Annotated in this window: 9 protein-coding genes; 3 read left to right on the top strand and 6 right to left on the bottom strand. The window is 43.6% G+C overall.

The window, feature by feature from the left end:
- Nucleotides 1–74 precede the first annotated feature (74 nt).
- Genes CES81_RS00930 through CES81_RS00915 form a run of 4 tightly spaced genes read right to left on the bottom strand, consistent with a single transcriptional unit; the run spans nt 75 to nt 6,263 of the window.
- The gene (locus tag CES81_RS00930) at nt 75–2,033 is read right to left on the bottom strand and encodes an alpha-L-rhamnosidase-related protein (RefSeq protein WP_089120317.1); all 1,959 of its coding nucleotides are present in this window, start codon (nt 2,031–2,033) and stop codon (nt 75–77) included.
- A gap of 52 nt (nt 2,034–2,085) precedes the next feature.
- On the bottom strand, nt 2,086–3,357 hold the full coding sequence (locus CES81_RS00925; RefSeq protein WP_089120316.1) for an MFS transporter: 1,272 nt from the start codon (nt 3,355–3,357) through the stop codon (nt 2,086–2,088).
- Entirely contained in the window at nt 3,347–4,948 is a 1,602-nt protein-coding gene (locus CES81_RS00920) for an alpha-L-rhamnosidase-related protein (protein WP_089120315.1), read from the bottom strand. Before CES81_RS00920 ends, CES81_RS00925 begins: the two co-directional genes overlap by 11 nt.
- A gap of 37 nt (nt 4,949–4,985) precedes the next feature.
- Nucleotides 4,986–6,263 (bottom strand): MFS transporter, encoded by a 1,278-nt coding sequence (locus tag CES81_RS00915; protein ID WP_089120314.1) that lies wholly within the window; start codon nt 6,261–6,263, stop codon nt 4,986–4,988.
- A 139-nt stretch (nt 6,264–6,402) separates the two neighbouring features.
- Here CES81_RS00915 and CES81_RS00910 point away from each other — a divergent pair, with 139 nt between their 5' ends.
- On the top strand, nt 6,403–7,389 hold the full coding sequence (locus tag CES81_RS00910; protein WP_089088887.1) for an AraC family transcriptional regulator: 987 nt from the start codon (nt 6,403–6,405) through the stop codon (nt 7,387–7,389).
- A gap of 122 nt (nt 7,390–7,511) precedes the next feature.
- Here CES81_RS00910 and CES81_RS00905 read toward each other — a convergent pair whose 3' ends face one another.
- Together CES81_RS00905 and CES81_RS00900 are read right to left on the bottom strand one after the other, a co-directional pair.
- On the bottom strand, nt 7,512–8,144 hold the full coding sequence (locus tag CES81_RS00905; protein ID WP_089120313.1) for a hypothetical protein: 633 nt from the start codon (nt 8,142–8,144) through the stop codon (nt 7,512–7,514).
- Nucleotides 8,145–8,314: 170 nt separating this feature from the next.
- Nucleotides 8,315–9,487 (bottom strand): aminotransferase class I/II-fold pyridoxal phosphate-dependent enzyme, encoded by a 1,173-nt coding sequence (locus tag CES81_RS00900; protein WP_089120312.1) that lies wholly within the window; start codon nt 9,485–9,487, stop codon nt 8,315–8,317.
- 670 nt (nt 9,488–10,157) lie between these two features.
- On the opposite strand from CES81_RS00900, the gene pnuC reads away from it, so the two are divergent.
- Together pnuC and CES81_RS00890 are read left to right on the top strand one after the other, a co-directional pair.
- Nucleotides 10,158–10,967: a nicotinamide riboside transporter PnuC gene (pnuC, locus tag CES81_RS00895; protein ID WP_089120311.1), complete on the top strand. Its 810-nt coding sequence runs from the start codon at nt 10,158–10,160 to the stop codon at nt 10,965–10,967.
- The gene (locus CES81_RS00890; protein WP_089120310.1) at nt 10,964–12,535 is read left to right on the top strand and encodes an alpha-L-rhamnosidase-related protein; all 1,572 of its coding nucleotides are present in this window, start codon (nt 10,964–10,966) and stop codon (nt 12,533–12,535) included. The genes pnuC and CES81_RS00890 overlap by 4 nt, the downstream gene beginning before the upstream one ends.
- Nucleotides 12,536–12,551 lie beyond the last annotated feature (16 nt).

Here is a 12,551-nt window from a genome sequence, read left to right as displayed (position 1 = left end):
TCAGCACCTATTTGCAATTAGACAGCCAGTAGCATTCAAAAGGCGTGCCACATGAATTCATTTTCTTGAAGACGTTAAGCAATAACCGTTGGCTGATTAGCCTTGAGTTCATAAGTCTGGCCCTTATAATCGACACTGCCACCGGCACGTGATGCGGTAATTGTTAACTGTTCATTTGTCTTATCAACGGTTACAGTGCCATTTTTTATTGGCATCACCGTGTGCAATTTTTTAAATTCATCCAAGACTGGTGTCAGCTTGAAGGTCTTATAGCCTGGTTCAGTTGGACGTAAACCAATGAAATGGCGGCCTAATAAGTAAATTGGACTAGCACCCCAAGCGTGGCACAAACTCTTACCATATGGATCGCCATACATTGCATACATCTCTTTACCGTGCTGGCTGGGATCAAACTCCTCCCAAAATGTCACGGCACCGCGGTCTAACATGCCGCCCCAATAGTTTAGCAATACTTGATAGACCCGTTTTTGCTCACCAAGTTTACATAGCGCATCCTGTTCAAAGAACTTAAAGTAAGGCGTCGTAATCTGGGTAATATCGTCATTCAGCAAAACATTGTTTAAAATAGACTGCTGTTTATCTTCATCCACCATATCAAACAGGATTGCAAAGATATTAGCATGCCGGGTAACGTGACGCTTACCTGATTCATAACAATCGATAAAAGCGCCTTTTTCATCATCCCAGAAATACGTCATCAAATTGCTATAGAGTTGATCATACTTCTTTTGATAAGTATCGACTTCCTTACCAAGAACTTTACCGCAAGCTAACATAGTTTTATAGTCTTCCAGCAGCAAAATTTGCTCTGCTGCAACGGTGCCATCCTTATCCATCTTAGACCAGTCAACGAAGATCCAGTCATTCTTGCGACCATAAATAAAGCCTTTATCGTTGGTTTGCTTGATGAAGTATTGCACCATACTTTCCATTTTAGGATAAATCATTTCCAAGAAGTCTTTATCACCCGTCATTTGATAATGATTCAAGATGCCGATTACCCACAACATAGAGTAATCAACAATGGTATTCATATGCTGCTTAATATCCTCTTGGCCGCGTAAGGCTAAAAGGGTTCTCTTATCAATATCTTCGTTAAAGAAAGAGTATTGGTTAATAAAGTTGGCTTGGTAGGCGTCACCTGCCCAAATCCAGCGATCACGTTTGATGCCATCTATGAAGAAGACGTCACTGCATAGATTGAGGGTTTCTGTTGAAACATCCCAGATTTGGTTAATTAATTTGTTATCCGATTTAAACGAGGAAGGGTTAGTTTTCGGAACAAATTCATGAATAGCAGTTAAATCAACATTGCCCAGTTCGACGTTGGGTACAAATACATACCGGAAAGCACGTTTACGAATTGGTGTTGTACTGTTTACACTTTCTTGTTTGTAATAGCAGCGTTCAACGTCCCGTGCTTCCGTTTCGGATTCACCATAGCACAGTGTGACTGAACGCGGCCCAGCCAAAGTAACCGTCAAAGTTCCATTGACTGCCCGGCCAAAATCAAATAAGACGCCACCGTCAACTGCCTGACGCGAAACTGGAACAACCATTTTAGTTTGATAATCAATTACATTAGGATCTTGATACGGCTGTGTAAATAGTGGATCATGACCCGCGGGCGCGTCGTTAACAAAATTAGATGCAATCCAACCGCTATCTGACTTAATGACTGAACCTTCAATATAAATACTCGGCAGGCCGCTGATATTACCAACATGAATTTCAATCTGATTTTCTCCCGGTTCACACGTGAGCTTATCACCTAAACGATACTTTCGTTCGTTGATGGCAACGTAACCCGTTCCTTTGGCGTGAACAGTAAACTGAGTACTCTCTTTTAGCTGATAAGTCCGCATAAACTTAACGTTGCGATTGCAGTCGTCAATGTACCAATAAGCTGGCCAACCCATCCCGCGTTCTTCACGCCTAAAGTTTTGAAGCATTCCTTGGTGAATTTCGAAGTCACCGGGATACCATAACCAAACCGAATTTTTAGTTCGCATGTGTATTATCTCCCTTTTAAATAAGCCAGACACTCAGCCTGACTTAAGTTCTTTATTCTTTTTCTAAAGCAGCGGCCGTCATTTTAAACTTACTAACATGTTTGACAATGATGAGGGCACAAATTCCTGAAACTAAGGTACATCCGGCCATGATCGAAAGTAATAGCTTGGGTGAGAACGCCATTAACGTTGGGGTGACCAAAGAAAATACCGCTGTTAACGCTCGAACGATCCCGTACGAAAACCCGGTTAATGAAGCTCTTGCATCAACGGGATAAAAGGTTTGTGTCCAAATCTTATAAAGTGCCTCGCCCCACAGAATGTTGCTAGCTGAATAGCAAATGTACGCAATCGTGAATGCCTGCCAATAATTGCTGAATGTTCCGGCAGTGACAAAGGCAATTAACCCCACTAATAGGCCACCGTACATCACTGGGTAACGATACTTGGTATCTGAAACTTTGAAGTAAAAGAAAGTCGAGAATAAGCAGGCGATGTTAGCAATCAAAGCAATGATTGTGGAGAATGCCTGACTGCGATTATCCACAGTTACTAGGAAGTAGTTCACGAACGACCCCCAAGTGTTTGCTGGCAGATTCCAAAAAAGATAGAAGACTGTCAGCAGCAAGATTGAAAGCAAAATGTTTCGATGCTTCAATAAATCACTTATTTTGTACGTCTTCGTTTGAGGTTGAACATCTAATTCAGCACTTTCTTCAACCGCAAGCGTTGTTTCGATCGTTTTAAATTTCTTTGAAAAGACACGAACACACCAGTTAAGCAGTGCAACGGCTCCAATCCAACCAAATAGTGCGGCGGGACTGCCCATCCCACTATTTGCCGTCAAAAAGCCAATAAGCTGTGAGAGCAGAATACCGACCGTCCAGAAAATTTGTGTTGAAGAGATTGCCCGACCGTATACTTTTTTCGACATCCGTTCAGAGATCACCGCCAAAGACGTTGGCAAATCAGCGCCAGATGCCAATCCAGCGATAATGACACCAATAAATAAAACGGTTACATCTTGTGACAACGCGATGATAAACGAACCGATAGCCACGAACAAAATATCGGCGTTAAACACTGTCACCCGACCAAATTTGTCAGCAAGCCAGCCACCGATAAAAGAACCGACTGCTACTGATACGGTTAACAACGTGCTTATTAACCCGACTAACCAACTGTTTAACCACAGATACTTTGCCCAAATAGGTAAAGCAACGCCAAGACTGACTAAAAGGGCTGCATCCATATACGAGGCTAACCCGGCAACGACGATCAACATGACATTGTCACGGGTTAATTTAACTTTCTCAGTTGTCATAACTTACACCTTCCCGTAACAGGTATTTATCAATGAGGTAAACTGGTGTACAGCTCCAGGCATGGCAATAACTATTCAGAATGGCACTCCCATAAGGTGAATAATCAGGTTTATCCGGATCAAAGGCCTCCCAATAGGTATCGGCTCCAAGCTGAATCATTTTGCCCCAGTACCCCTTCATCAGCCGAATGGCTTCCTTTTGCATGCCAGCTTCAAACAAGGCCTGCGTCACATGGTGATACATATACGGAGTCGCAATTCCTTTAATCGGAAATAGTTGTTTGACTGTTTGCACCATTAATTGCTTAGTTGACTGGTCATCCAAAACGTGAGCGAGTGCCATCCAAACTTGGCTGGCAACGTTTAACTCCCGGTTACTCCCAGAAACAAATAACTGTGACTTTGAATCAAATAACTGTTTGGTCGCAAATTCACTAATCAACGTTAATTTGGAAATATATCTGTCTGCATCGCTATCATGCATCTGCTTAGCTAAGGAAATGAACTGTTTAAGTGTGTAGATTAAGATTCCTTGACCAGCAGTTGTTTTATCAAAATCATTGGACCAATCAATGAATACAGGATAATCATCGGTAATTTGCAGCTCCCCTTGCTCATTCACCAGTTTTAACGCAACATCCATCTGCTTTTTAGCAATCGGATACAAATCATTTAGGACCATTTGATCCGTATTAAATTCCTCATAGTCGGCTAAAATCGAAATAAAGAATAAGCTGTAGTCCAGCAAAAAGGTATCGTCTGGCGTTTCTGTTGGCTGAGTAAAAACATTGGCTGGAATCCGGCCATCCTCAGTTGGCATAGCACCGAAAAGATATAAACAGCGTTTAACCAAATCAGTGTTTTTAAAGGTGGCATAATCGGCTAATGCTTGCAAACGCAGATCACCGATCCATAAGCGGCGATCCCTTTTTGGACCATCCTCAAAGACGTCCTGCATACAATCTTCCAGGGTTTTGACCCCGACTTGATAAATGCGGTTTAATTCAGGATCTGCTAATCTCGGTTTTGTAACAGCATCAGCCGTCACTGCACTTTGGGTCACAACTGTGGGTTGTTCGAAAACAACTTGCCACTTTGGCGACGTGTCTAACACGGTAATTTCAACATAACGAAAGCTATAACGCCGTGGCAGTTCTAACTGAGCTGGTAAGGTGTCCAGATGGAGATACTCCTCTTGGATCCAAGACTTGCTCAGCCATCCGTCATAATCCTCGCTCTTGCTTGCTAACTCAGCAGGCATTTCCGCAAACTTTAATTTAAAAAACAAGGGTGCGTCCATTGGAGAACCGACTGATTTAACCTTCAAGCTGAAATTGCCCACGCAATGATCGCCAAAATCTAAAATAACTTTATCGTTCCGTTTTAACTTTCTGTTAGCCAATTCATTAATGTCAGCAACTTTTTTAACACCGCAGTCTTCCAGCAAATCAGTGTTTTTTTCAAGTTCAACAATTGACTTTGCGTTAATCGTTTGATGCTTAAGCTTTGGTCGATAACTAGCAGCCTTTGCCAACAATTGTTTATCGTGCTTAAAATGGATATCATTATTGATTTGAAATGTAAATCCCATCGTAGTCGCTCACTTTCTATCTCGCAGTCACTGTCGCTTAAAAATCATTAACACCATGTTTCTTCTCTAAGTGCATCATGATTGCACCAGCAATAAAGCTGATGAAAACAATGCCGGCAAAACCGAACATAGAGTTACGAATAGCAGATGGAACAACCAGAGCTGGAGTGATCAGTGCGAACAAGCCACAGCAAACACGTGAGAAACCATTAATAAATCCCTGAACGGAAGCCCGTACTTCAACAGGAAAGGCTTCCTGAGTCCAAACCTTATACATGGCTTCACCGGCAATATTATTGCCAATATTGTAAGCACCGATGGCAATGACAATTGGCCATAATGCGTGGCTGCTAATTGCAAGGCCTAACATGGCGAGGAACTGAACCGTGATACCAACTAAGAAGAACTTGTTGCGATACTTACCACCGGCAACTGATGCAAAGGCCATCGTAGCAAGCAGTGAAATGAAGTTCAAAACAATGCCGGCACCGGTAGCAAAACTCTGACTCGCATGTGCTTGAACCAGCGTAAAGGTTTGGAACTGACCAAAGGTGTTAGCTAATAAATTCCAGCAAACGTAAAAAATCAAAATGCTGAAAAAGAAACCCATAAATTTACGCTTATTACTGCCAGTAAACACCGTTTTGATTGAAACTTTCTCAGTAACGTTGGCTTCTTTTTCGCGTTCAGCCCAACGATGATTTCCCTCCTCATGGAAAACCTTGAACTTAGTTGAGAATGTCCGCCAGAGCCAAGTAATGAGTGCAAAAATAGCAAGAATTGTAAAGACGACCCGGGCACCAGTTGCACCCGCCATCTTAGAAACAATAAAGGCACAAACGTAAGACATGAAAACTCCGATTTGCCAAAAAATTTGAGTTGAAGAAACTAAACTTGCTGACGTCTTCTCATCGGGTGAATCATGCGAAACTACGGTTAAACTAATTGGTAAATCTGCACCAGAAGCAAAGCCGGTCACGACCACACCAATGAGTAACATGACGTAGCTATTAGAAAAAACACAAGCCAATGCACCGATGGCATAAATCAGGTTTAACCAGTTAAATGAACGAACTAGACCAAATGACTTTGTTATCTGTCCAGCTAATAAAGAACCCAGGGCGATTGCAAAAGTTAGTGCCCCTGAAATAATACCAACTTGCCCATTTGTCAGCCCTAATCCAGTCTGCCAAACAGTAATCGTAGCTGATAATCCAACAATAATACCAGAGCCTAGGATTGAACCAATTCCTGCGGCAACCGCTAATGGCCGATATTTGCTCACTAGTGATTGATCTGAATTGTCGTTATTCATAATGACTTCCTCCTTTAATTTACAAGTTAATTGTAAGCGATTCCAAAGGAGGCAACCATATCTCGAACACATGACTTGCATTGCAAAATCACAGGTTCATGATACGATAAAGTAAATTTATTTAGCTGGAGTGAGTGAGTTGGCCTCAAAATGGTTAGATCAACAATTATTTAAATTAAGCGAAGTTGAGTCTCTGCAACGGAGCATGAAAAGTAACGTGAACTATATGGATCTGGATTATATTAACAACCCTATTCCACAAATGCCGCAAGCAGATTTATTCAAAGATGGTGATATTGCTATCACCAAAAATAACCGGTTTTCCTATGTTCCTGCGCACACTCATAGTTTTATTGAATTAAATTATATGTATTCTGGCAACTGCACCCAGTACATTAATGGCGAAGCTGTCACGCTTTACAAGCATAACCTAATCATGATGGACAAGGATATTGTTCAGCAAATTGAATATACGGGTGAAAACGATATCCTCATTAACATCTTGATTAAGGATGACTCTGCAATTAACAAGCTATTCGATTACATTTCGGTATCATCTAATCAAATTACTCAGTTCTTGTACAACGCTTCAAAAGTAAACACCCTGCATAATAATTTCATTTTATTCAACCTTGATCAACAAGACGTTGCCATCAATTTGGTTGAAAGTCTAATTATTAAAGGATTAACAACTGCTAGTCAACGAAATAAATCCATGTCGTTATTGTTATCCAGCCTTATTATCGAACTGTCCCAATCCATTGAGCAGGAATACATCAACTTTGCGGATGCCACGGATGATCGACTTTTACCAATTCTGCAATATATCAATGAAAACTTCACTGACATTTCATTGGCAGATGTGAGCAAAAAATTTGGTTACAATACGAATTACCTTGGGAATAAAATCAAGGCTACTACTGGTCGAACCTTCATTGAACTTGTTGACCGGCGACGATTATCTGCTGCTCAAAATCTGATGATTAAAACGAATTGTACAATGGCTGAAATATGCGACATTATTGGGTATCAAAATACCTCGTCACTGTTTCGACTATTTAAGAATTACCTCAAAACCACGCCTTCAGACTATAAGCATAAGGTTAGTGGGCATCAGCGCAATTAAACTTAATCGCGTTATGGCAATTATCAATTGACGACCACTTCTTTCAATCGGCCTTAATTCATTTCGATTTCAGTTATATCCAAATAGTGGGTATTTGCGCTCACAACTAGAACTAATAGTTCTTATTCTATATTTATTAATCTTGCTTCTTGATCCCAATACCTCGCTAAATCGGGTAACTCGAGAATCTGCCGTTCACTAAAGAGCTGGTCTAAATTGTAAAAGAATAACGGTGATGCCGTTGAAAAATGCGTCATGACGGCCTTAATTGTTTGATACTCATTTTCTGATAACTGTACCAGTTGTTTTTGATGCGTCTTTAAATGCGCTATCCCAGCGGTACTGGTCAGTAAATGACTACTCCAAACGATTTGTTTAATAATCTCAAAACCAGACTCCTTCGCATCCGCCACAAGGCACGGTTCCAGCCCACCCGCATCAATAAAATTAGCGAACCAAAATGCATACCGGTTTCGGAGAAAAACATTATGTAACGGTAATGCGCGTAACTGTTGTAAGTAAGCGGTCAACGGAATATCCAGTCCTGCTAATAATCGTTCAATCATTTGCAGTGTTTTGGCAGTACGTGCATAGGTAATGCGGTTTGCTTTTCCTGAGAAAAAGCAGTCTTCTTTTTCGGAATCAAGACCCATTAAGTCCATAATGGCCCGATTCGTCAGTTGAAGCCGCCTTTGACTAGCTTCAATCATCGCGATTAGTTGCGCAACAGAGAATTCGTTAAACTGATCCCGCATTTCATTGGCACCTCTTTTCAAAATTACTATATCACTTTCACAATCGTCATTACCCTCAAGTTTAAAACAAGCACCCTCAAGCAAATATTCGCCACACTAAAAGCACGCCAGTCCTTTAACAACTAACAACGAACTTGCGTGCTTTTAATCGCTGATTCACTTGGTCAATCTCACCTAGCTAATACGCCGTCTCGTACCAATTCCTTAGTCAAGGCATCCACTGCTGCGTGAAGGTTCTCATTGCTGGAAGCATAACTGATTCGCAGCGCCTGAGGATCGCCAAACGGTGCTCCCGGCATCAAACCAACGTGATAGTTCTTTGCCAACTGCCGCGCAAACGTGAAACTATCTTGGTGACAACGTTCAGGGATCTTCATGAAAATGTAGAACGCGCCCTTGGGTTCAACGTAAGAAATACCCAGTTTAGTAAGCGAGTCAGTAAGGTACTGGCAGCGCTGCTCATAAACTTGACGCATCACCGCGGCATCGTTTTGACCGTGGGTGAGTGCTTCAACCGCTGCGTGCTGAACGATCGAAGTTGGCGTGGTCACTTGAAATTGATGGGTTTTAGCAATTTGATCGATCACGCCGGTTGGCCCGAACGCGAAACCAATTCGCCAGCCAGTCATGGCATGGGATTTTGACAGTCCGTTGATGACGATGGTTTGATCAGGCAGCCACTGGGACAGAGAGTAGTGTTTAACCCCGTACGTGAGTTCACCGTATATTTCGTCACTGATCACCCAAATTTGGTGGTCCCGAAATACCGGCACTAAGGCTGACAATTGTGCTTTCGAATAAACGACACCAGTCGGATTAGAAGGATCAGTAATGACAACGCCTTTAATGGTGACATCCGGGTGTGCCGCAATGGCTTCATTGACTTGCTGCGGTGTCAAGACACATCCCGTCTCAGTCGTATCCACCATGATCGGTACCAGGTGATTGATCGATGCTAACGCTTTATAGACCGGGTAGGCCGGAGCCGGGATCAAGACCCCGTCACCAGGTTGAAACAGCGTCTTAAACGTTGCTGACAATCCCTCGGTAGCACCGACCGTGCAAACGATCTGATCCGCCGAATACTGGTAGCCGAACTTTTCGCGGTAGTAGGTCGATGCAGCCTCCCGCAACGCCTGAATCCCCCAGAAATAGGGGTAATGCGACTGGTCTGCGTTGATCGAAGCGATCGCCGCCTGCTTAACGTGGTCTGGTACGTTGAAATCAGGCTCGCCCAGTGTGAGTTTAATGATTTCAGGATCTTGACTGATCTCGTGGTCAAACACACGTAACGCGGATGGTTGAACTGACAAAACATCGGGATTCAATTCATTCATTTCCATAAAATTGATGCCTCCAAGTAAATTGTGAGTCATGTTAACAATCAGCAGTGCCCATTATTCTTCTTAAGATCAAAGCAGTCTTCACCGTTATAATGAGCAGATTAATATGAATAAACTAACGTGACAGTGTCATTATTTATTCAGTTTAAATATTTCCTCCATTAATATTAAAATCAGATTAGCAGCTACAACAGCTAATTTCTGCCTTTGAAATATAATATAGCAGTATTCAAGCTTAGTTTCCAGTATTTATTCAAATCAAATTCTAATTTTATCTTTGCATTTTTATCATTTTTTGTCTGCTCCTAATAATAAAAGGGGATTGCGCCGAATAGACCCAATCCCCTGACTGTTTACTTAAAATAATGGCAAAGTTCCTAGATATCCATTATCAGAACGATTCTTAGCAGCCCCCTCTGCCAGGACGGCCAATCGGTTGATCACCGATTTTCACTAACTAAACAATGACATTCATAGCCTAAATCATTTACCAACGGATTTAAACCGCTTTTGATCATTTTTAGTTTACAAAAAAAGGCTACCTTATCAAATTAAAAGTGCATCCAACTTTTATTTGACGTTTAACCACTAATTGGGGTATCTTGTACTTAGTTTTGAGTGTCAAGACACCCCCATAAATTTGTCTTTGAAACTTAAGGAGGAAAATCTGTTGGAAAACAAAGGTATCTGGCGAGACGGGTTAGTTCGCGCTTTTCACCCGAAGTATTTATTCAGTGATCTATTTGATGTCAGTGGCGGTAAACGACTCTACCTGCTCTTTTTACTTGCCATTCAGTTAGTCTCGTTTTTTGTCATCTTCAGTAACGGCCAGTTCCACCTGCAAGTCAACCCGACCATCATTAACATGGTGAGTCTCTTAGCGGCTGTCACCGGCGTGTTTAGCGTGGTTTTAGTGGCTAACGGCCGGATCACCAACTACTTTTGGGGCGTTGTGGAGAGCTTAGCGTACATCTACGTCTCCTTTGACAGCCACCTGTACGGGGAAGTTTATTTAAACCTCTTCTTTATCACCATGGACTTTATTGGCATTTACCAGTGGAGCAAGGCCGACCATCAAAAGAACCAAAAACACACGGAAAAGGTCATTTCCAGAGCGATGTCGGTTCGCGGCTGGCTGCTGTTGACCATTTCGATTTTGGTTGCCTGGTGGCTGCTGTCGCAATTTCTGTTAAGGGTACCGTTTATCACACCGCAGCTCGACCCGCACCCCTACGTTGACTCAATGAGTACCGTACTCCAAGTCTTCGCCATGATCCTGATGGCGTTCCGTTTTGGGGCCAGTCAATGGACACTGTGGAATATTTCCCACATCGCTGAGCTGATCCTATGGACGGTCAACTTTAACCCCGTGATGCTGGCACTATGGATCGCCTTTTCCATCAACTCGATCTACGGCTTCTACGTTTGGACCTTTAAGCTGACGGACCGTACGAACCAGAAAAAGGAAGCTGCCCTATGACGTATTCATTTGTAAACAGCAGTGATGAAAAATTCCAGCAGGTCACTAACAGCAGTTTTCAGGTAAATGCGCACTTACTGGCTCAGGCCAAAGCACCGCGTTTAGAGACGAAAACCGTCCAACCCGCAAGTGCCCAGATCATTACCGGTCATCAGGCAACAACGGTCAATGACGACATCATCGAGGTTAAACCGGGGCAAAAGTTGCTCTATGACCTGGGAAACCTGTACGTTGGCCGCTTTTCGGTCGACTGTTCCGCTACCGGTTCGCCAATGGACGCGCCGCTGCTGTTAAACGTGCGGTTCGCTGAAACCCGCCAAGAACTTGACGTGGACGCAAGTCAGGTCAAAAGCTGGCTGCCGTTATCGTGGATCCAAGACGAAACCTTGCACGTTGATCTGCTGCCCCAGCAATTAGCGTTTCCTCGGCGATACAGCTGCCGTTACATCTACTTGGAACCAGTTGGTCAGTCCCTAAAGTGGCAGCCGCAATTTACCCAACCGCAGTTCACGGCTGAAAGTGCCGTTTTAAATGAACAAGTAGCTCCCTTAGTACAAGCGCCATCCTGGGTCCAGCAAGTTGATCAAGCTTGCGTGGCAACCCTCCGTAATACCATGCAGCGTGTTTTTGAAGACGGCACTAAACGCGACCAGCGGCTTTGGGTCAGCGATTTTCGAATTCAAGCCCGGGTCAATTACGTCACTTTCCATAACCAAACCGTCCCCAAAAGGTGTTTGTACCTGCTGGGCAGCTTTTTGGATGAAGACGGCCGCCTGCCGGCTGATGTCCTAACGAGGCTGCCGCAGCCGGTCGCCGACGACTTATTCTGGTTCGACTATGACCTGGTCTTTATCATGGCGTTGGCGGAGTACGTTTCCGCCACAGCTGACCAAGATACGGCTGAAGCCCTCTACCCCGTAGCTAAACGGGTCATGCAATTTATTGAAAGCCAGCTGCAAGCCGATTTGACCGTAGGACCTCGTCAGGATATTTTCGTTGATTGGTCCACCGACTTTGATAAAGAAGCCGCCGTTCAAGCTCAGGTCATCATGGCGGTGATGAGTCTAATTACCCTGGCCAAAACGGTTAACGACCCCGACATCACGCACTATCAGCAGTTATTAACCCGCTTAGAAACCAGTACCCGTCAAGTCTACTATGACGCGCAGCAGCACCTGTTTACCAGCGGACCTAAACAAGAGATCAACCCGCTAAGTCAGGTTTACATGCTGCTCACGGACCTGTTAACGGAACCGGAAGCACAACAAGTGATCGACCAGCTGCTCAGCCGGTTTGACTTGGCCCGAACACTAACAACACCCAGCATCCAGGGATTGCTGGCGGAGGCGCTGTTCAAACACGGACGCCGAAAAGAAGCCCTGTCAGGCATTAAGCACTACTGGACGGGCATGTTAAAGCGCGGCGCCGATACCTTTTGGGAAGTTTACGACGAAAACGATCCCGCTTACTCGCCCTATGGATCGATCTTATTAAACGGGCATTGTTTTGGCTGGAGCAGCTACCCCGCTTACCTATTTCGGAAGTACCAAGTTAACGGCCAAGACTAGTCAAACTTCACCTCTA

The sequence above is a fragment of the Secundilactobacillus pentosiphilus genome, assembly GCF_002217985.1.
Lineage (GTDB): Bacteria > Bacillota > Bacilli > Lactobacillales > Lactobacillaceae > Secundilactobacillus > Secundilactobacillus pentosiphilus.
The sequence above is the reverse complement of the archived record's forward strand: the minus strand, read 5'-3'. Positions and strand labels throughout refer to the sequence as shown.